The sequence below is a fragment of the Streptomyces sp. HUAS 15-9 genome (assembly GCF_025642155.1).
Classification (GTDB): domain Bacteria; phylum Actinomycetota; class Actinomycetes; order Streptomycetales; family Streptomycetaceae; genus Streptomyces.
Window position 1 is genome coordinate 5,857,972 of sequence record NZ_CP106798.1, and the last position, 20,316, is coordinate 5,878,287.

A 20,316-nucleotide genomic window follows, 5' to 3' on the forward strand; every position below is an offset into this window, starting at 1 on the left:
CTGATGCCCGACGCAGGGGGGCGACATGGCCCCGTCCAGCCCGGCAGCGGTCCCGAGGACGGGCCTCCGGGCGCGCCCGAAGCCGTGGGTTCCCCCGTCCCCGGCGGCGACCCGATCACCGACGACCCGATCGCCGCCGACTCGATTGCCGATCCGATCGCCGAACTGATCGCCCGGCTGCGGGAGATCGGCCTCGACCCGGACGCCGAAGGGCTGTGCGACGCCCTGTGGCTGGCCGGCCGGACGCACCCGACGTGTGCCGCCGAGCCCGAGGACCCGGTCACCCGGCCGAGTGGCCCGGCGGCGGGGAACGGCGGCGAGCGGACCTTCCCGGACCCGGCATCCGCCACGGCCCGGCCCCGGACCCCGGACCGGGCCCCCGAGGCACCGGAGCCACAGGAGTACGACGCGGGCGTCGACCGCCGTGTGGCCCTGTATCCGCTGCCGTTCTCCGGCGCCCCGCCCAAGGGGGTTCCGGGGCGGGTGGCACCCCTGCCCGTCGGGGTACCCGCTGCCCCCGCCTTTCCCGCTCCACTCGAACTCCAGCGCGCTTTACGGCCGTTGCAGGGCTACCGGAGCCCGGCTCCACCGCTGCGCTCGGCGCTCGACGAGACGGCGACGGCGGAGCTGAGCGCGCGGGCGGGCGGACTCGTCATTCCCGTGTTCCGGGCAGTGCGCCGGGCCGACGCGCGGCTCCAGCTGGTGATGGACGCCTCCTCGTCCATGCGGGTGTGGGACCGCATGTTCACCGAACTGGAGCAGGTCTTCGCGCAGTTGGGCGCCTTCTGGGACATCGAGGTCAGCCATCTGCACCAGGGTCCGGACGGCGAACCGGCCGTCAGCCGCAGCCCCGAACCCCATGCGGCCCCGCTGCACTCCGTCGACCGGCTCAGCGATCCCACGGGACGCCGCATCACCCTGCTGGTCAGTGACTGCGCGGGCCCTCTGTGGCGGTCCGGCCAGGCCCACCGGCTGCTCCACCATCTCTCCCGGCAGGCCCCGGCCGCCGTGCTCCAGCCATTGCCGCAGCGCATGTGGAACCGCACCCGGCTCCCGGTGCTCTACGGCGAGTTGATGCGGGGCGAAAGCCTGGGGGGCGCCGCCGCGCTACGGGTGCGCACCCACGCCGGAACGCCCACGGAGGCCCGCCGCGGCGAGCTGCCCGTGCCCGTGCTGCCGCCCGAGCCGGTGGCCCTGGGAGCCTGGGCGCGGCTGCTGTCCAAGGCCGGCACCGGGCCCGTGGCCGGTGCCGTGGGCTGGGTGCGGGCCGACCAGCCGCCCGTGTCGGCGGGCCGTCCCGGCCGCCGTGCGTCCCCGCTCGAACTGGTCAGCAGGTTCCGCTCCACGGCCTCCCCGGCCGCGGGACGCCTCGCCGTCCATCTGGCGGCCGCCCCGCTCTGCCTGCCCGTGATGCAGCTGGTGCAGCGGACCATGATGCCCGACTCCGGTCCCTCCGAACTGGCCGAGGTGCTGCTCAGCGGCCTGCTGGCGCGGGCCCGCGAGGAGCGCGCCCAGGACGGCGTCCAGTGGTACGAGTTCGCGCCGGGCGTACAGGAGTCGCTGCTGTCGACGCTGGGACGGGACGAGGCCCTGCTGGTGCTCAAGCACTGCTCGGAGTACATCGAGCAGCGCTTCGGCAAGGGCGGCCCCAACTTCCCGGCGCTGGCCCTGGCCCAGCTCGGCAGCGGCGGCGGGGGGCGCCCGTACGCGCCCGGCGGCTACCCGGCCGAGAACGGTGACGGCAGCGCCGCGACTCCGGTCCCGCAGCCCTTCGCCGAGGTCGCCGCGCGCGTCCTGGAGCGGTTCATGCCGCTGCCCGAGCAGTTCGCCCTGTACGGCAGCCGGGAGCGGGAGCAGACGGACCAGAGCCGCCCCGCGCACCCGGCCGTTCTCCGGGCCCGCACGCTGGTCGAGCGGTTCGACCGCGAGGGCATGGTGCAGGACATCATCGACGCCGTTCAGCTGCTGCGCGGCGCCACCGAGCACGAACGGCCCGCGGGCCGGGACTTCGAACTGTGGGCCGAGTACGCCCACTGTGTCCTGCGGCTGTGGGAGATGCAGGGCGGTGCGGAGCTGCTGCGCGAGGCGGAGACGGCCGCCGAGCGCGCGGTCACCCATCCCCGCGCGGTGCGCGAACGGGCCGTACTGGCACGGGTGTTGCGGGCGGCGGCGACGGACCGCAGGCGGCACGGGGACCAGCACGGCGCGCTCGAACTGCTGCGCCGTGCCGACCGTGAGTACGCCGTCGCGTGCGGGGCGCCCGATCTGGACGAGACGGAGGCGCTCCGGCTCACCCTGGAACGGGTGGGTGCCCTGGAGGCGCAGTGGCGGCTGGGCGGCGACAGTGCCCTGCTGCAGGGCGCGGTCGGCATGCTGGAGGCCTTCGCCGACGCGTGGCCCGACCGCCGCGGCCGTCCGCCCGAACTCCCCCTCGCACACGGCCGCGTCCTGCTGCGGCTGTCCGGGGTGACGCCCGACCGGGAACAGGCCCGCCGGTACGCGGAGCAGAGCGCGCAGTCGCTGCGCAGTGCTCTTGAGCACGACTCCGACGCAGGCGAAGGGCATCCCCCCGTGAGGGTTCTCCTCGATCTGGTCGACGCGCTCCTGGTATCGGGCGGAGCGCTGGACGAGGCGCAGGCGCGGGTCGACGAGGCGCTGACCCGTACTCGTGAACAGAGCCCGCGCTCGGCCCTGTTGGTGCGTGCCGGACGCATCGGCACGGCCCGGTACGACGAGTCGGGCGATCCGCATGAACTCCAGGAGGCGGCACGGCACTTCGAGCAGGCCGCCCAGCGGATGCCCCGGGACGAGTCCGCCCACGCCGATGTGCTCGCCGAGTGGGGCGAGGTACTGCTGCGCCGGGCCGCGCTGGAGAGGGGGTTCTCCGCCCAGGAGCCGCTGTCCCGGGCGATCCGGGTGCTGCGGGACTGCCGCACGGAGACGCCCGTGGGCAGCGCCCTGCTGGCCGGCCGTCTCCTCCTGCTGGGCCGGGCGCTGATGCTCAGGTACCGGGCGCGCGGCGACCGCGTCGATCTGCGCGAGGCCGAACATCTCCTCGGCCTCGCGGCGGCCGGCGCCGACGATCCGCTGCTGGCCGCGCGGTGCTGGCTGGAACGCGGGCAGGTCCAGTTCGAGGCGTACCAGAGTCTGGGCCGCCCGGCACGGCTGGACGAGGCGGTCGACGCGTTCCGGTCGGCCGCGGAGGCGGCCCGGGAGGCGGAGCAGGACGCGGAGACGGACCGCCGCCGTCAGGAATCAGTCGAACTGGGTGCGCAGGCACACCACTGGCGGGGTATGACCTACGAGGCGGCCATGCGTCCACGCGCCGCCCGCGAGGCCTATCGGGCGGCCCGGGCGGAGTGGTCGAAGCTGCCGGACGACCATGTGAGCACGAGCGAGCCGACGGCCGGCCAGACGGCACAGCGGCTGGCCGACCTGGAGTGACCCGGTCGTGGCGGGACGCCACGCGACGCAAGGGGGATGGGATGGACGTAGGGAACGAGTCGCAGCGGCAGATGGCCGTGCACCGGACCGAGGCGGAGGAGCCGCTTCCGGATCTGTCGGAGCTGAGTCTGCCCGAGCTGAGGACCATTCAGCACCCTGTGCTGCGCGAAGTGGTGGAGGATCTGCGCGAGCGGTCCACCCGGCCGAGCGAGATGCTCTGGGGCTTCAACAGCGCGCTCTGAAACCAGGTAACGCCGGTCATTTTCGCCATTGAATCGGTCAACGTCGAACGATCCGCGTTTGTGGGGATGACCGGCCAGGGAAGGCGGTTCCGTACGAGCGGGGCTCGCGGCGCGGACGTACGGCATGGGGGTGCTGGAGTGTCTGGAGAGGGTGCACCCGATCCGGCAGCGACACGCCGCATCCCCTTCCGGCAGTTCGTCGTGAAGGTCCACGGCCGCTGCAACCTCGCCTGCCGCTACTGCTACCTCTACGAGGGCCCGGACCGGACCTGGCGCGACCGCCCCGCCGCGGCGCCCCCCGGGGTGCTGGACCGCACCGCCTCCCGCATCGCCGAACACGCGCGCGCCCACGGGCTGACCGACCTCTCCCTGGTCCTGCACGGGGGAGAGCCGCTGCTGGCGGGTGTGGCCACGCTCGCCCGGTTCACCGGTCTGGTACGCGACCGGGTCCCGGCCGGCTGCACGGTCCACGCCACCGTCCAGACCAACGCCACCCTGCTGACGGAGCGGCGCCTCGCGGTCCTGGCCCGCCACCGCATCCGCGTCGGCATCAGCCTCGACGGGGGCCTGCCCGCCCACAACGCGCTGAGGGTCCGCCCGTCCGGGCGGCCGTCGTGGCCCGACGCTTCGCGCGGCGCCCGGCTCGTCGCCGCCCGCTTCCCGCAGTCGTACGCCGGAATCCTCGCGGTCGTGGATCCCACCCTGGATCCGGTGGAGATGTACGAGTCCCTGGTCGCCCTGGGCCCGCCCGCCCTCGACCTGCTGCTGCCGCACGGGAACTGGTCGGCTCCGCCGCCGCACTGGGACGACTCGGGCACCGTGTACGGCGACTGGCTGTGCGCCGTCTTCGACCGCTGGTGGCGGGCGGGGCGCAGAGAGACCCGGGTACGGCTGTTCGAGGAGTGCCTCGCGCTGCTGCTGGGCCTGCCGGCGGCCACGGAGTCGCTCGGCCTCACTCCCTTCGACGCCGTGGTGGTGGAGACCGACGGGTCGATCGAACAGGTCGACTCGCTGAAGTCCGCGTACGACGGGGCCGCACGGACCGGCCTCGACATCCACCGGCACGGCTTCGACGACGCGCTGCGGCACCCCGCGGTGGCGGCCCGGCAGGCGGGTGCCGCGTCGCTGGCGGCGGCCTGCCGGGCCTGCCCGCTGCTGAACGTCTGCGGCGGCGGCCAGTACGCCCACCGCTACCGCGCCGGGCACGGCTTCATCAACCCCTCCGTGTACTGCGCCGACCTGCAGCGCCTCATCCGTCATGTGGCGGGCCGGCTCCGCGCGGACACGGTGCGGGCCGCCCCGTCCGCCGTCTCCCGGGAAGGGGGTGTCCCGTGATGCTTCCGGTGGTCCCGGACCGTGTCCTTGTCGCACTCGGCCGTACCGAAGGCGGCCCCGAGGCTCTTGCGTTCCTGGCCCGCGACCAGGACACCCGTCGGCTGCTCCTGCTGCGCGCGGTGCTCGACGCGGTGGCGGGAGCCGACCCGGCACTGTGCCCCGCCGACGCCAGGAGGCGGCTCCTGGAGGACTGGGCGCTGCTGGAGGCGGCGGACGCGGCCGCTGTGACGAATGAGCCGGTGGGAGACATGGCGCCCACGGGAGGCCCGACGGGTTCACCCGCCCGCGCTCGCCTGCTCGCCCCGCTGGTCGGCGCCTGGGCCCAGCGCTGTCTGCGCGGGCTCGGCACGGACCCCGCACGGCCGGGCGCGCCGCAGCGGGCCCGCGAACTCGGGCGCGACCTGGGGCACTTCAGCGCACTGGCCGCCGCTGCCGCGGCCCGCGCCGGGCTGTCGTTCGCCGCGCGGCTCACCGCCCGGGACGGACTGCTCGTGCTGCCCTCCCTCGGGGCGCTGCGCACGGCGGCGGGGGACGTCGCGGTCGAAGTCGTCCACAGGAGCGGGCGGTTGACCATGCGGCAGCGGGGCGCGGCCGATGTCGTCGTGCATGTGGAGCGCGGCACGGGAGCCTGGTCCGGCGCCGCCGCCTGGACGCCCGCGTACGCCCTGCCCGGCCTCACCAGCGGCGCCCCGCCCACCCCGCTGGACGACCTCGACCCGTACCGGTGGGTGCAGGACAGCGTCCACCACCTCGGGCTGAGCGGTCCGGCGAGCCTCGACGACGCGGAGCGCAAGCGCTGGCTGCACTCCTGGTCGGGGGCCGCGGTGGAACTCCGGCTGGGCGGCGAGCAGCGCCTGATGGAGGCCGTCCGCCTGCTGCGCTGCCTCGTTCCGCTCGCCGCGCCGCCCGGCTCGGAGCCCGGCGACTGCACGGGCACCTGCAGCGGCACCCGGCGCGAGGCCTTCGGCGCCGTGCTCAGCAGCGCCCCGCACGGCCCGACGGTGCTGGCCGCGACCCTGGTGCACGAGCTTCAGCACACCAAACTCGTCGCCCTCAGCGAGGCGGTCACCCTCCACCGGGCCGACGGGCGAAATCGGTACTTCGCCCCCTGGCGCCCCGATCCACGCCCCTACGACGGTCTGCTGCAGGGCACCTACTCGCATCTGGCGCTGGCCGACTTCTTCCAGCGCCGCGCGCTCACCCTCACGCGGCCCGCCGACCGGGAGGCGGCCTGGGCCGAACACGCGCGCTGCCGCGAACAGGTGGGCGCGGCGCTGCCCGCGCTCGTCGGATCGCCGGACCTGACCGTGCCGGGACGCCGGTTCGTCGACCAGATGGTGGCCGTGTTCGAACGGCTCGACGAGCATCCCGCGCCCCGTGGGCACGCCGTACGGGCGCAGGCCTATGTGGGCGCGGCGCGTGGCTTGTTCTCGGCGCGTCGAATTCCGCCAACTGGGTGAAATATGTTGCCAGTTCGAGTGAAGATCGTTGCGCTTGCGGGAAGAGATGTGACCGAAGCGCGCGAGTCCGACGGATACCTGTCAGCGCCTATCGCGGTGCCGCGCAGAGGTTCTAACATTACGTGCGGGGAGGCCGCTGCATGTCTGGAGTTCGTAGGCCGGTCGGGGCAGCCGACAAAGGGACCGCGAAGCCCACTGTCACCATCAGCTACGCGGGTTTCAACCGGGCCTGGGCGGCCTGGATCGCGGACCGGCTGGAGCGGCGAGGCCTGCGAGTCGTCTCCATGCGCTGGGACTCCCCGGCCGAGGTCCCGCTGGTGGACCTGCTGCGTGACCTGAAACTCGCCGACGGCCGGATTCTCATCCTCGTCAGCGAGTGGTACTTCCAACTCGGGCCGCGCACCCACGAGGAGTGGAACGGGGCGCTGCGCGAGATCGTGGCCCCCGACCCGTCCCGGTTCGCCGCCGTCTCGATCACCACCGCCTCCGTACCCACCGCCACCACCGTGCTCGCCCCGGCACAGCTGACCAACATGGGTGCCGACGAGGCCGAACGGCGCCTGCTCGACCGGCTCGGCCTGCCGACCGACCCGCCCCCGGAGCCGGCCGAGGGCGAGCGGCGCGGCCCGCGCTTCCCGGCGTCCATGCCCGAGGTGTGGGGCGGCGTACCGCGGCGCAACACTCGCTTCACCGGACGCGAGCCGTTCCTGAACGACGCCTACCACCTGCTGCAGGGCTCCGAGCCGGGCGCCGGCGTGCTGACCCTGCACGGCATGTCCGGGGTCGGCAAGACACAGCTCGCCGCCGAGTACGTCTTCCGCTTCGGCTCCGAGTACGACGTGGTGTGGTGGGTCAACGCCGAGGGCCGGGTGACCTACCGCCGGCTGATGGCCGAACTCGCCCCGAAGCTCGGCCTGTCCACCGGCGCCGAGTACGGCGAGCGGCTGCGCGCCGTGCGCGACGCGCTGCGCCGCGGCGACCCCTACCCCCGCTGGCTGCTGATCCTGGACGGCGCCGACGAACCCGACCAGATCTGGGACCTCGTCCCCACCGGGCCGGGCCATGTCCTGATCACCTCGCGCAACCCCGAGTGGGGCGAGCACAACAGCAAGCTGCTGGAGGTGCCCGTCTACTCCCGCGACGAGTCGGTGGCCTTCGTCCGCCGCCGTGCGCCGCGGCTCAACGAGGAGGACGCCGACCAGCTGGCCGAGGCGCTGGAGGACCTGCCGTTGCTGCTCGACCAGACCGCCGGCTGGCTCAATGACTCCGACCTGTCGGTGGAGGACTACATCGCGCTCCTGGAGGGCGGCATCGACGGGGACGTGGTCAAGGTCTCCGCGGACTTCCCCGTCGCGTTCCAGACGGCCTGGTCGATACTGCTGAACAAACTCCGCGAGACCGTCCCGGAATCCGTCGACCTGCTGCGCCTGTGCACCTTCTTCGCGCCCGGCTTCATCCCCGTACGGCTTCTGCGGGAGATGCCGCACGAGGAACTGCCCGAGCAGATCGCCGGGTTGCTCAACGACCCCCTCCTGTGGAACAAGGCGATCAACCAGCTCCGCCAGTACTCCGTCGTACGCCTGGAGTCACACGAGTCGGCCGGCGACGAGTCGGTCTCCTCCGGCGAGTCGGTGTATCTGCACCGCATGGTGCACCAGATCGTGCACAAGGACATGCCCGACGAGGACCGGCGCGAGTTCAACGACGTGGTCCGCAGAGCCCTGGCCGCCGCCGATCCCGGCCGGGCCACGGACACCCGCCTGTGGGACGAGTACGCGGAGATCGTGCCGCACCTCAAGCACGCGGACGTGCTGAACAGCAAGGACCGGACCGTGCAGAACCTGGTCCTCAACTGCCTGCGCTACATGTACTTCACGGGCGAGTACCAGTCCGGCATGAAGCTCGGCGAGCGCGCCATGAAGGCGTGGAAGTCGCTGCTCGGCGACACCCATCCGCGGATCTGGGAGCTGACCTACCACTACGCCAACCTGCTGCGCGCGGCCGGCGAGTACGGGCGCACCGAGGCCATCGAGCGCGTCGCCGTGGACCACCTCCGGGCGGAGCGCGGCGAGCAGGACCTGGACCATCTGCGCGCGGCCAACGGCCTGGGCGCCGACCTGTGGGGCCTCGGGCGCTACGAGGAGTCGCGGGAGCTGTACGAGTGGCTCTACCCGGCCTACCGCGACCTGCTCGGCGAACAGGACTCGCGGACCCTCAACGCCCTGAACAACCTGGGCTTCGCGCTCAGGCTGCTCGGCCGCTACGGGGAGAGCCTGGAGATCGACCGGCGGACCATGGAGGCACGCCGTCAGCTGCTGAAGAACCGTCACCCGTGGACGCTCTTCTCCGAGATCCACTACGCGACGAATCTGCGGCTGCTGGGCCGCTACACCGAGGCGGAGTCCGTCCAGGCGAAGAACGTGCGCGAGTACCGCCTCGTGATGGGCGCCGAGAACCCGCAGACCCTGCTGGCCGAGCACAACCTCGCCCTGTGCCTCTACCGCATCGGCGACCGCGGCAAGGCGGGGCCGATGTTCACCCGCGTACTGGAGCGCTATGAGCGCAAGCTCGGCGAGAAGGACCCGCAGACGCTGGCCGCGGCCATCAGCCACAGCTGCTTCGCCCGCGAGCACGGCGACATCGACCAGGCACGGGAGACCAGCGAGCACGTCATCGCGCGCTACGAGGCCATGCACGCCGAAGGACATCCGTTCCTCGCCGGAGCCCGCACCAACCATGCGCTCATCCTGCGCAGCGTCGGCGAACGCGACCAGGCCCACGCCCTGATCGAGCAGTCGATGGCCGACATGACCGCGGCCGTGGGGGAGAACCATCCCTGGACCGTGGGCTGCGCCGTCAACGCCTCCGCCCTGCGCAATCTGGTCGGGGACACGGAGTCCGCGGCCGGACTCAGCAGGTCCGCCGCCCTGCGCGCCACCGAGATCCTCGGCCGCACCCACCCCCTGACCCTGACGGCCCGTATCGCCCACGCCGCCGATCTGCGCGGTCTCGGCAACCGGCGCGAGGCCGAGAAGACGGAGCAGGAGGCGCTGTCCGACCTCGCCGCCACGCTCGGCCCCCAGCACGCCCACACCCTGTCGGCACGCGCCCGCAACCGGCCCTACTGGGACTTCGAGCCCCAGGTGTCGTGAGCGGCCCGGCACCCCGGACATGACCGACGACGCACCCCGGACATGACCGAAGGGCCCGGCCCCGGAGTTCTCTCCGGGGCCGGGCCCTTCCGCTGTCGAGTCGCGAGACCTACGCCTCGAACACCTCACGGACCAGCTGCTCCTGCTCGGCCTGGTGCCGCTTCGCGGAACCCACCGCAGGCGACGAGCCGTGCGGACGTGAGATACGGCGCAGCCGCTCGCTGTGCGGGACGTCCGGGCCGACGGCCAGGTCGAGGTGGTCGATCAGGTTGAGCGCGATGAACGGCCAGGCACCCTGGTTCGCCGGCTCCTCCTGGGTCCACAGGTACTTCTCGGCGTTCGGGTACTTGTTGACCTCCGCCTGGATCTCCGCACCCGGCAGCGGGTACAGGCGCTCGATGCGGATGATCGCCGTGTCCGTGACACCGCGCTTCTGCCGCTCGGCCTCCAGGTCGTAGTAGACCTTGCCCGCGCAGAAGACGACCTTCTTCACGGCCGCCGGGTCGGTGATCGACGCGTCGCCGATGACCGGACGGAACTCACCGCTCGTGAACTCCTCCGTCTTCGACGACGCCGCCTTCAGACGCAGCATCGACTTCGGGGTGAAGACGATGAGCGGCTTGTGGTGCGGGTTGTGCACCTGCCAGCGCAGGAGGTGGAAGTAGTTCGACGGGAGCGTGGGCATCGCGACCGTCATGTTGTTCTGCGCGCACAGCTGGAGGAAGCGCTCGACACGGGCCGAGGAGTGGTCCGGGCCCTGGCCCTCGTAGCCGTGCGGGAGGAGCAGGGTGACGCCGGACGTCTGGCCCCACTTCTGCTCCGCCGCCGAGATGTACTCGTCGACGACCGTCTGGGCGCCGTTGACGAAGTCGCCGAACTGCGCTTCCCACATCACGAGCGCGTCGGGGCGGGCCAGCGAGTAGCCGTACTCGAAGCCCATGACCGCGTACTCGGACAGCAGCGAGTTGTAGACGTTGTACCGGGCCTGGTCCTCGGACAGGTAGAGCAGCGGGGTGTAGTCCGCACCCGTCTCGCGGTCGATCAGCACCGCGTGGCGCTGACCGAAAGTGCCGCGCTGGGAGTCCTGGCCGGACAGCCGGACCGGCGTGCCCTCCAGGAGCAGCGAGCCGATCGCGAGCGTCTCGCCCATGCCCCAGTCGATCGTGCCGTCCTCGACCATCGCCGTCCGGCGCTGGAGCTGCGGCAGCAGCCGCGGGTGGACGGTGACGTGGTCGGGGATGTTGACCTGGGACTCGGCGATGCGCTTGACGACCTCGGAGGAGATCGCCGTCGGCACCGCGATCGGGAAGCCGTCCTGCGGCGCCTGGGCCTCCGCGGAGATGGGCTGGGAGGTCGCCTCACGGACCTCCGTGAAGACCTTCTCCAGCTGGCCCTGGTAGTCCTGCAGCGCCTGCTCGGCCTCTTCCAGGGTGATGTCGCCGCGACCGATCAGGGACTCGGTGTAGAGCTTGCGCACCGAGCGCTTCTTGTCGATCAGGTCGTACATCAGCGGCTGGGTGAAGGCCGGGTTGTCCGACTCGTTGTGACCGCGGCGGCGGTAGCAGATGAGGTCGATCACCACGTCCTTGTTGAACGCCTGGCGGAACTCGAAGGCCAGGCGCGCGACGCGCACGACCGCCTCCGGGTCGTCGCCGTTCACGTGGAAGATCGGGGCCTCGATCATGCGGGCCACGTCCGTCGCGTACATCGAGGAACGCGAGGACTCGGGGGCCGCCGTGAAGCCGACCTGGTTGTTGATGACGACGTGGACCGTGCCGCCCGTGCGGTAGCCGCGCAGCTGCGACATGTTCAGGGTCTCGGCCACCACGCCCTGGCCCGCGAAGGCCGCGTCGCCGTGGATCGCCACCGGCAGCACCGTGAAGTCCGTGCCGCCCTTGTTGATGATGTCCTGCTTGGCGCGGGCGATGCCCTCGATGACCGGGTCGACGGTCTCCAGGTGGGACGGGTTGGCCGCCAGCGAGACCGTGATCTGCTCGCCGTCCAGGCCCGTGAAGGTGCCCTGGGCGCCCAGGTGGTACTTCACGTCGCCGGAGCCGTGCATCGACTTCGGGTCGAGGTTGCCCTCGAACTCGCGGAAGATCTGGGCGTACGACTTGCCGACGATGTTGGCCAGCACGTTCAGCCGGCCACGGTGGGCCATGCCGATGACGACCTCGTCCAGGCGGGACTCGGCGGCCGAGTCCAGCACCGCGTCCAGCAGCGGGATGACGGACTCGCCGCCCTCCAGGGAGAAGCGCTTCTGGCCGACGTACTTCGTCTGCAGGAAGGTCTCGAAGGCCTCCGCCGCGTTCAGCCGGCGCAGGATGCGCAGCTGCTCCTCGCGCTCCGGCTTGGAGTGCGGGCGCTCGACGCGGTCCTGGATCCACTTGCGCTGCTTGGGGTCCTGGATGTGCATGAACTCGATGCCGGTGGTGCGGCAGTACGAGTCGCGCAGCACGCCGAGGATGTCGCGCAGCTTCATCATCGACTTGCCGGCGAAGCCGCCGACGGCGAACTCGCGCTCCAGGTCCCACAGGGTGAGGCCGTGCTCGACGATGTCGAGGTCGGGGTGCTTGCGCTGGCGGTACTCCAGCGGGTCGGTGTCGGCCATGACGTGGCCGCGGACCCGGTAGGAGTGGATCAGCTCGAAGACGCGCGCGGCCTTGGTGACGTCGTCGTCGTGCGAGGCGTCGATGTCCCGGAGCCAGCGGACCGGCTCGTAGGGGATGCGCAGCGACTCGAAGACGGCGTCGTAGAAGCCGCTCTCGCCGAGCAGCAGGTTGGAGACCTGGCGCAGGAACTCGCCGGAGGCGGCGCCCTGGATCACCCGGTGGTCGTAGGTCGACGTGAGCGTCATGACCTTCGAGATGCCGAGCTTGTTCAGGGTGTCCTGGCTGGTGCCCTGGAACTCCGCCGGGTAGTCCATGGAGCCGACGCCCATGATCACGGACTGGCCGGGCATCAGACGCGGCACGGAGTGGACGGTGCCGAGGCCGCCGGGGTTGGTCAGGGAGACCGTGACACCGGTGAAGTCGTCCATCGTCAGCTTGCCGTCGCGGGCGCGGCGGACGATGTCCTCGTAGGCCTGCCAGAACTCGAAGAAGTTCAGGGTCTCGGCCTTCTTGATGGCGGCCACGACGAGCTGGCGGTCGCCGTTGGGCTTCACCAGGTCGATGGCCAGGCCGAGGTTGACGTGCGGCGGCTTGACGAGGGTCGGCTTGCCGTCCTTCTCGCCGAACGAGTGGTTCATCGACGGCATGGCCTTGATGGCCTGGACCATCGCGAAGCCGATGAGGTGCGTGAAGGAGATCTTCCCGCCGCGCGCCCGCTTCAGGTGGTTGTTGATGACGATGCGGTTGTCGAACAGCAGCTTCACCGGGACCGCGCGGACCGAGGTGGCCGTCGGCAGCTCCAGCGAGGCGTTCATGTTCTTGGCGACGGCGGCGGAGGGCCGCGCAGCGTCACGAACTCGGGGCCCTCGGTCGCCTCGGCGGCGGGCGCGGCCTTCGCGGCCGGCTTGGCGGCCGGGGCCGCGGCGGCGGGCTTGGGCGCGGCCGGAGCGGCGGGTGCCGGAGCGGCGGGTGCCGGAGCGGCGGCGGCCGGAGCGGCGGCGGCCGGCTTCGGGGCCGCGGGCGCCCCGGCGGCGGGCGTGGCCGGGGCCACCGGAGCCGCGGGCCGGGCCGGAGCGGCTGTCGTGGTGGTTCCTGCGGCCCCCGCGGCCGCAGCACCCGACGGAGCCTGGGCGGCAGCGACGCCCGGCTTGTAGTCGGCGAAGAAGTCCCACCAGGCTCGGTCTACCGAATTCGGGTCCTGGAGGTACTGCTGATAGATCTCGTCGACGAGCCACTCATTGGGACCGAACGCAGCAGCGGGGTTCTTCCCGGCTTGGTCTTCGGTCGTGGGGGCACCGCCCGGCCGGAGGCTGGGGGAGCTCGAGTTACTGGGGGACTGTGGCGACACGGCGGCAACCGCCCTCTTCCGCTTCACAAGGTGGTGGACAGCGGAAATAAAGGCTACGCCTCCCTGAGGGCGAAGGTCAGGTCGGGCCCGTTCATCGTCGTGTAAGTCACATCAGAAAGCGCGTTTCGGCGGTTGAAATGGCGGGAAACAAGTGTGGTTCGCCTGTGGCAGGGATGCGTCGGCCACGGCCTCGGCACCAGACAGGCGCGGGCCGTCCCTGATCACACGTGTCCGTCAGTGGGGACGCTCGTGGATCTTGTGGCTCCGGTTCGAACTTTACGTCAACTTGGTCCGGGTCGCTTGTCCCGGAAGGGTGACGAGGATCCGGCAACCCCGCTCGGATTCGGCCACGCCGATCCGGCCGCCGTGCAGATCCACCGCCCAGCGGGCGATCGCCAGCCCCAGACCCGTACCGCCGTCACTGCCCGGACCGTGCGGTCGGCTGACGGCTCCCCGGTTGAAGCGTTCGAAGACCTTGTGCCACTCCGACTTCGGGATGCCGGGGCCCTCGTCCAGGACCTCCAGCTCCAGCGACTCCGGCTGCGGACCGCGCCGCGCCTTCACCGTGACCCGGCCGTGCGCCGGGCTGTGCTTGACCGCGTTGTCGATCAGATTGGCCACCACCTGGTGGATCCGCTCCGGGTCCGCGAGCGCGGTCAGCTCCGGCGGGGAGACGTCCAGGTGCAGATGGACGTCCGTCCGCGTGTGGTTCCCGGAGCCCGACGCCATGCCCCCGCGCGCGGAGGCGACCATGTTGGCCTCCTTCAGCACGCCGGAGAGGTACGGCCATACCTCGAAACGCCGCTTGCGCAGCGGTACGACGCCGTTGTCCAGCCGGGACAGGTCCAGCAGCGTCTCCACCAGCCGCCCGAGCCGCTCGGTCTGCTTGAGCGCCGTACGCATCGTCTCGGTGTCCGGCTCGGCGATGCCGTCCACGACGTTCTCCAGGACGGCCCGCAGGGCGGCGATGGGCGTGCGCAGCTCGTGCGAGACGTTCGCCACCAGCTCCTTGCGCTGGCGGTCCTGGGCCTCCAGCTCGTCGGCCATGACATTGATCGTCCCGGCCAGGTCGCCCAGCTCGTCCCGGCGGTTCTCCCGCACCCGGCGCGTGTAGTCGCCCTGCGAGATCGACCGGGCCACCGCGTTCATCTCGTCCAGCGGCGAGGTGAGCGAATGCGCCACGAACTGCGTTATCAACAGTGTGGCGATCATCGAGAAGACCGTGATGAAGCGAAGCTCCGTCTTGGTGTGCACCGCGATCATCGACAGACCCGTGGTGATCAGCACCGAGATGACGACGAGCGCGCCCAGCTTGGTCTTGATCGAGAACGGGCGTACGCCGCCCCAGGGCTCCTCCCCGGGGCTCCTCCGTGCGGCCGGCCCGTCGCTCATGGCGTCGGTGTCTCCAACGCGTAGCCCACGCCGTGCACCGTGCGGATCCGCTCGGCGCCGATCTTCCGGCGCAGCGCCTTGATGTGGCTGTCGACGGTCCGGGTGCCGGAGGCGTCCGCCCAGTCCCACACCTCGGCCAGCAGCTGCTCACGGGAGAGCACCGCGCGCGGGGTGTTCGCCAGGCAGACCAGCAGGTCGAACTCGGTGGGCGTGAGGTGCACGTCCTCGCTGCGCACCCGCACCCGGCGCTGCGCGTGGTCGATCTCCAGCTCGCCGAGGCGCAGGATGCCCGAGCGCGGCGTGGCCGCGGCGATGGCGGCCCGCTCCACGCGGCGCAGCAGGACGTGCACGCGCGCGGCCAGCTCCCGCATCGAGAACGGCTTGGTCATGTAGTCGTCGGCGCCGACACCGAGCCCGACCAGCATGTCGGTCTCGTCGTCGCGCGCGGTGAGCATCAGCACCGGCACCGGGCGCTGGGCCTGCACACGGCGGCAGACCTCCAGGCCGTCGAAACCGGGCAGCATGATGTCGAGGATCAGCAGGTCGGGCTGCCAGGCCTCGGCGGTGTCGACCGCGGAAGGACCGTCCGCCGCGGTTTGCACCAGGAATCCCTCGGCGCGGAGTCGGGCCGCGATGGCGTCCACGATCGTCGGGTCGTCCTCGATCACCAGCACTCGGCGCTGTGCGCCCGGAGTAGCCGCCGCCGTACCGCTGTGCGAGGTGTGTGTCTGCTCCATCGCCCGCCCCTGAGTGTGCTTTCCGGAACCAGTGGGGTGGTTCCTCGGTCTGCGCATGGTTTGCGATTGACGCTTGAATGATCCGCGTCAGGGAAGCACATTACGGGGACCGGAGGCACCGTCGCTATCCAGGGCGTACGGCGAGATGCACAGCGTCCGGAACGCCCCGGGCAACGGGGATCTCTTCGGTACGCACCTGCCGGAACCCGGCATTCCACAAGGTTTGCTCGAAATCCACAGAGGGCCGCGCCGACCATACGGCCAGTACCCCTCCGGGCGTCAACGCCTTTGCGCAGCTTGCCAGTCCGGCCGGTGAGTACAGGCCGTCGTTGTCCTCGGTCACGGTCCAGCCAGGGCCGTTGTCGATGTCCAGGCACAGGGCGTCGTACGTGGCGGAAGTCTCATTGACGTGCGTCAACAGGTCGCCTTCGACGATCTCGGTGCGCGGATCGCCGAGCGCGGCGGCGGACAGCCCGGACAGCGGGCCCGCGCGGTGCCAGCCGATCACGGCGGGCTCGCGCTCCACCACGGTGATCCGCCCCCAGCGGGGGTCGGCCGCGGCATGCGCGAGCGAGAACCCGACGCCCAGGCCGCCGATGAGCACGTCCGGTTCCGGCCGTCCGTCCAGGGCGTCGTACGCGGCATCGACCAGTAGCCGCTCCGAGCGCCCGTCGGAGGTGTCCATGAGGAAGCAGCCGTTGGCGATGATCTGCAGCAGCTCACCGTGTCTGCGCAGCACCACCTCCCCGTGCGGGCCCTCGCGACGGTCCAGGACTACGGGAGTGTCGTACGTGGCGGCCATGCGCCCATCCTGCACGAACACGGCTTTACGGCCACGTGAATTACGGATGACGGGCAGGTCGGCGCACATCACTCGTTCGAGCGCTTCTGCTTCTGTCGTAACCTCAGCGTGTTCTGTCGTAACCCCAGCGTTGGTCGAGCGGTTCCTCAGAAAATCCTGTGAATCAAGGTCTTGGGTGGCGTCGGTCATAGACAGGGGCCTGTGCGGCGCGAAGTGTGGGGCGGGACGGAAGGAGCGCCTCAGCGTGGAACCGACCGCGACGGCCGGCACGGCGGCCTCGCCCTCACCCCCGCCCCCGGGTGCGCCTCTTCCCGACGACAGTGCGCTGTCGTCCTCCGGGCTGGCCGACCTGCTGGACGGGATGCCGCGCCAGCGCGGCGCCATGGCGCCCTTTCGGGCCCGGGCCGACGAGCCGGTGGCCACCGCGACGGCGACCACTGCGCCGGCCCCCGCGCAGTCCTTCCCCGCCCCCCACCGTCTCCTCGCCCGGCGGCTGCGCGCCCTGCACCCCTGGCGGGTGCTGCCCACTCCCACGGGAACGCCGTTCACCTTCGCCTACGCGGCCGTGCTCGCGGTCACCTCGCTGATCGCCGCCGACGCCGCCCCCGGGCTGGTGCACAGCCTCTACCAGGCGTCCAGCACCGATGTGGCGCACCTGGTGCGGACCCCCGTACAGGTCCTGCTGGCGAGCGCGCTGTGGATCGCCGGCGGGGTCGTGTCGCCGTACGCCATGTGCTTCCTGGTCGTCCTGACCGCGCTGGAGCGGCGCATAGGAGGACTGCGTGCGGCCGCGGTCTTCCTGCTCGGGCACGTGCTCGCCACCCTGGCGACCGAGGTCCCCGTGGGGATCGCGGTCCTGGCGGGACACCTGCCCGGCAGCTCCCTGCACCGCCTGGACTACGGCATCAGCTTCGGCGTCGCCGCCAGCACGGGTGCCCTCGCCGGACTGCTCACCCCCTGGCTGCGCTGGTCCGTCCTCGCGCTGTTCGGCGGCATGCTCCTGCAGGACCTGATCGCGTACACGGACCCGATGACCAACTGGGGCCATCTGACCTCGCTGACGATAGGCGTCGCGATGTGGCCCGCGATCCGCCGCCGGCACCGGGCCCGGGGCGTGCGGTCGGTCCGGCCCACGCATGTGGTCCGGGCGGTGGAGCGGGCCCAGTCGGCGTAGCACGCTGCCGTCGCTGGACTCCGCCATGCGTGAACTCCCGGGTCCCCCAGGGCATAACCGCGCACCCACCCCCGTTTCCGCTGTCGGTGCAGCGTGATTCGGTGATCGCTCAGAGCGAACGCGGTCATGGGAACATCCGCGGGCTCCCGTGCATTGAGTCGGCATAGCTCAACTTGATTGCCGAAGGGGAGATCATGGCTGCTGAGTCCACGGCGTTCACACCGCTCACTCTGCCTGTGCTGCCGCTCGACGACGAGGTCGTGCTGCCCGGCATGGTGGTTCCGCTGGACCTGAACGACGCCGACGTACGCGCCGCGGTGGAGGCCGCCCAGGCCGCCGCCCGGTCGGAGCCCGGAAAGCCGAAGGTTCTCCTGGTGCCGCGCATCGACGGGACGTACCCGAGCACGGGTGTGCTCGGCACCGTCGAGCAGGTCGGCCGGCTGGCGGACGGTGACCCGGGCGCGCTGATCCGCGGCCGCGGCCGCGTGCGGATCGGCGCCGGGACCACCGGACCGGGCGCGGCGCTGTGGGTCGAGGGCACGCGCGTCGACGAAAAGGTGCCCGAGCCGCTGCCGGGCCACGTCGTCGAACTGGTCAAGGAGTACAAGGCGCTGGCCACCGCCTGGCTGCGCAAGCGCGGCGCCTGGCAGGTCGTCGACCGGGTCCAGGCCATCGACGACGTCTCCGCGCTCGCCGACAACTCCGGCTACTCGCCGTTCCTGACCACCGAACAGAAGGTCGAACTGCTGGAGACGGCCGACCCGGTGGCCCGCCTCAAGCTCGCCACCCAGCAGCTGCGCGACCACCTCGCCGAGCAGGACGTCGCCGAGACCATCGCCAAGGACGTCCAGGAGGGCGTCGACAAGCAGCAGCGCGAGTTCCTGCTCCGCCGTCAGCTGGAAGCCGTTCGCAAGGAGCTGCGTGAGCTGAACGGCGAGAAGGACGGTGAGGAGTCCGACGACTACCGTGCCCGCGTCGAGGCCGCCGACCTGCCCGAGAAGGTCCGCGAGGCCGCGCTCAAGGAGGTCGACAAGCTGGAGCGCTCCTCCGACCAGTCGCCGGAGGGCTCCTGGATCCGCACCTGGCTGGACACGATCCTCGAACTCCCCTGGAGCGAGCGGACGGAGGACGCCTACGACATCCAGGGCGCGAAGGCCGTCCTCGACGCCGAGCACGCGGGCCTGGAGGACGTGAAGGAGCGGATCACCGAGTACCTGGCGGTGCGCAAGCGCCGTACCGACCGCGGCCTCGGCGTGATCGGCGGCCGGCGCGGAGGCGCCGTCCTGGCCCTCGTCGGCCCGCCCGGTGTCGGCAAGACGAGCCTCGGCGAGAGCGTCGCGCACGCCATGGGCCGCAAGTTCGTCCGCGTCGCGCTCGGTGGCGTCCGCGACGAGGCCGAGATCCGCGGCCACCGCCGTACGTACGTCGGGGCGCTGCCCGGCCGGATCGTGCGAGCGATCAAGGAGGCCGGGTCGATGAACCCGGTGGTCCTGCTGGACGAGATCGACAAGGTGGGCTCCGACTTCCGGGGCGACCCGGCGGCCGCCCTGCTGGAGGTCCTCGACCCGGCCCAGAACCACACCTTCCGGGACCACTACCTGGAGGTGGAGCTGGACCTGTCGGACGTCGTCTTCCTCGCCACCGCCAACGTCCTGGAGGCCATTCCGGAGGCCCTGCTCGACCGTATGGAGCTGGTCCGCCTGGACGGCTACACCGAGGACGAGAAGGTCGTCATCGCCCGTGACCACCTGCTCCCGCGCCAGCTGGAGCGGGCGGGGCTCGGCGAGGACGAGGTGACCCTCGACGAGAGCGCGCTGCGCAAGCTGTCCGGCGAGTACACGCGGGAGGCGGGCGTCCGCAACCTGGAGCGGTCCATCGCCCGGCTGCTGCGCAAGGTCGCGGCCCAGCACGAACTGGGCGAGCGCGAGCTGCCGTTCACCATCAGGGACGAGGACCTGCGGGCCCTGGTCGGCCGGCCGCACCACGTGCCCGAGTCCGCCCAGGACCCGGCGGAGCGCCGCACGGCGGTCCCCGGCGTGGCGACGGGCCTCGCGGTGACCGGTGCCGGTGGAGACGTCCTGTTCGTCGAGGCGTCCCTCGCCGACCCGGAGACGGGCGCGGCGGGTCTGACCCTGACGGGCCAGTTGGGCGACGTGATGAAGGAGTCGGCGCAGATCGCGCTGAGCTTCCTGCGCAGCCACGGTGCCGAGCTGGAGCTGCCGGTGGCCGATCTCAAGGACCGGGGCGTGCACATCCACTTCCCGGCGGGCGCGGTCCCCAAGGACGGCCCGAGCGCAGGCATCACGATGACCACGGCCCTGGCGTCGCTGCTGTCCGGACGCCTGGTGCGTACGGACGTGGCGCTGACCGGTGAGGTCTCGCTGACCGGCCGGGTCCTCCCGATCGGCGGCGTGAAGCAGAAGCTGCTGGCCGCGCACCGGGCCGGGGTCACGACCGTGATCATCCCCAAGCGCAACGAGCCCGACCTGGACGACGTCCCGTCGGAGGTGCTGGACAGGCTCGACGTGCACGCCGTCACGGACGTCCGCCAGGTCCTGGAGCTGGCCCTGTCGCCGGCCACGAACGGCGCGGCGCCGGAGGTTCCGGTGGCGGCGTGA

At 71.7% G+C, this 20,316-nt stretch carries 10 protein-coding genes and 1 pseudogene; 7 read left to right on the plus strand and 4 right to left on the minus strand.

Annotated elements, in window-relative coordinates; genetic code table 11:
• The first annotated feature begins 3 nt into the window (after nt 1–3).
• From N8I87_RS27175 to fxsT, 5 genes are all read left to right on the plus strand, one after another.
• Nucleotides 4–3,444, plus strand: coding sequence for an SAV_2336 N-terminal domain-related protein (locus N8I87_RS27175; RefSeq protein WP_263212526.1), 3,441 nt, complete (start codon nt 4–6; stop codon nt 3,442–3,444).
• Nucleotides 3,445–3,485: 41 nt separating this feature from the next.
• The gene (gene fxsA / locus N8I87_RS27180) at nt 3,486–3,686 is read left to right on the plus strand and encodes an FxSxx-COOH cyclophane-containing RiPP peptide (protein WP_263212529.1); all 201 of its coding nucleotides are present in this window, start codon (nt 3,486–3,488) and stop codon (nt 3,684–3,686) included.
• Nucleotides 3,687–3,866: 180 nt separating this feature from the next.
• Nucleotides 3,867–5,021, plus strand: coding sequence for an FxsB family cyclophane-forming radical SAM/SPASM peptide maturase (locus N8I87_RS27185; RefSeq protein ID WP_411577389.1), 1,155 nt, complete (start codon nt 3,867–3,869; stop codon nt 5,019–5,021).
• Nucleotides 5,021–6,481: an aKG-HExxH-type peptide beta-hydroxylase gene (locus N8I87_RS27190; protein ID WP_263216693.1), complete on the plus strand. Its 1,461-nt coding sequence runs from the start codon at nt 5,021–5,023 to the stop codon at nt 6,479–6,481. The genes N8I87_RS27185 and N8I87_RS27190 overlap by 1 nt, the downstream gene beginning before the upstream one ends.
• A 140-nt stretch (nt 6,482–6,621) precedes the next feature.
• The gene (fxsT, locus tag N8I87_RS27195; RefSeq protein WP_263212534.1) at nt 6,622–9,633 is read left to right on the plus strand and encodes an FxSxx-COOH system tetratricopeptide repeat protein; all 3,012 of its coding nucleotides are present in this window, start codon (nt 6,622–6,624) and stop codon (nt 9,631–9,633) included.
• A 109-nt stretch (nt 9,634–9,742) separates the two neighbouring features.
• Here fxsT and N8I87_RS27200 read toward each other — a convergent pair.
• The 4 genes and pseudogenes from N8I87_RS27200 to N8I87_RS27215 all read right to left on the minus strand — a co-directional run bounded on the left by N8I87_RS27200 (nt 9,743) and on the right by N8I87_RS27215 (nt 16,524).
• Nucleotides 9,743–13,593, minus strand: a pseudogene (locus tag N8I87_RS27200) (multifunctional oxoglutarate decarboxylase/oxoglutarate dehydrogenase thiamine pyrophosphate-binding subunit/dihydrolipoyllysine-residue succinyltransferase subunit).
• A gap of 276 nt (nt 13,594–13,869) precedes the next feature.
• Nucleotides 13,870–14,985, minus strand: a complete 1,116-nt coding sequence (locus N8I87_RS27205) for a sensor histidine kinase (protein WP_263212536.1) — start codon at nt 14,983–14,985, stop codon at nt 13,870–13,872.
• Nucleotides 14,982–15,722, minus strand: a complete 741-nt coding sequence (locus tag N8I87_RS27210; RefSeq protein WP_263212538.1) for a response regulator transcription factor — start codon at nt 15,720–15,722, stop codon at nt 14,982–14,984. Before N8I87_RS27210 ends, N8I87_RS27205 begins: the two co-directional genes overlap by 4 nt.
• Nucleotides 15,723–15,846: 124 nt before the next feature.
• The gene (locus tag N8I87_RS27215) at nt 15,847–16,524 is read right to left on the minus strand and encodes a spermidine synthase family protein (protein ID WP_263216694.1); all 678 of its coding nucleotides are present in this window, start codon (nt 16,522–16,524) and stop codon (nt 15,847–15,849) included.
• 244 nt (nt 16,525–16,768) lie between these two features.
• Here N8I87_RS27215 and N8I87_RS27220 point away from each other — a divergent pair, with 244 nt between their 5' ends.
• Nucleotides 16,769–17,698 carry a rhomboid-like protein gene (locus tag N8I87_RS27220; protein WP_263212540.1) on the plus strand — a complete coding sequence of 310 codons (930 nt, stop codon included), beginning with the start codon at nt 16,769–16,771 and terminating at the stop codon, nt 17,696–17,698.
• A gap of 194 nt (nt 17,699–17,892) precedes the next feature.
• On the plus strand, nt 17,893–20,316 hold the full coding sequence (lon, locus tag N8I87_RS27225; protein WP_263212543.1) for an endopeptidase La: 2,424 nt from the start codon (nt 17,893–17,895) through the stop codon (nt 20,314–20,316).

What these genes read in the sequence shown, in the direction of transcription:
- N8I87_RS27175 (WP_263212526.1), top strand. Translation starts at nt 4, where the DNA reads ATGCCCGACGCAGGGGGGCGACATGGCCCCGTCCAGCCCGGCAGCGGT.
- fxsA (WP_263212529.1), top strand. Translation starts at nt 3,486, where the DNA reads ATGGACGTAGGGAACGAGTCGCAGCGGCAGATGGCCGTGCACCGGACC.
- N8I87_RS27190 (WP_263216693.1), top strand. Translation starts at nt 5,021, where the DNA reads ATGCTTCCGGTGGTCCCGGACCGTGTCCTTGTCGCACTCGGCCGTACC.
- fxsT (WP_263212534.1), top strand. Translation starts at nt 6,622, where the DNA reads ATGTCTGGAGTTCGTAGGCCGGTCGGGGCAGCCGACAAAGGGACCGCG.
- N8I87_RS27205 (WP_263212536.1), bottom strand. Translation starts at nt 14,985, where the DNA reads ATGAGCGACGGGCCGGCCGCACGGAGGAGCCCCGGGGAGGAGCCCTGG.
- N8I87_RS27210 (WP_263212538.1), bottom strand. Translation starts at nt 15,722, where the DNA reads ATGGAGCAGACACACACCTCGCACAGCGGTACGGCGGCGGCTACTCCG.
- N8I87_RS27215 (WP_263216694.1), bottom strand. Translation starts at nt 16,524, where the DNA reads ATGGCCGCCACGTACGACACTCCCGTAGTCCTGGACCGTCGCGAGGGC.
- lon (WP_263212543.1), top strand. Translation starts at nt 17,893, where the DNA reads ATGGCTGCTGAGTCCACGGCGTTCACACCGCTCACTCTGCCTGTGCTG.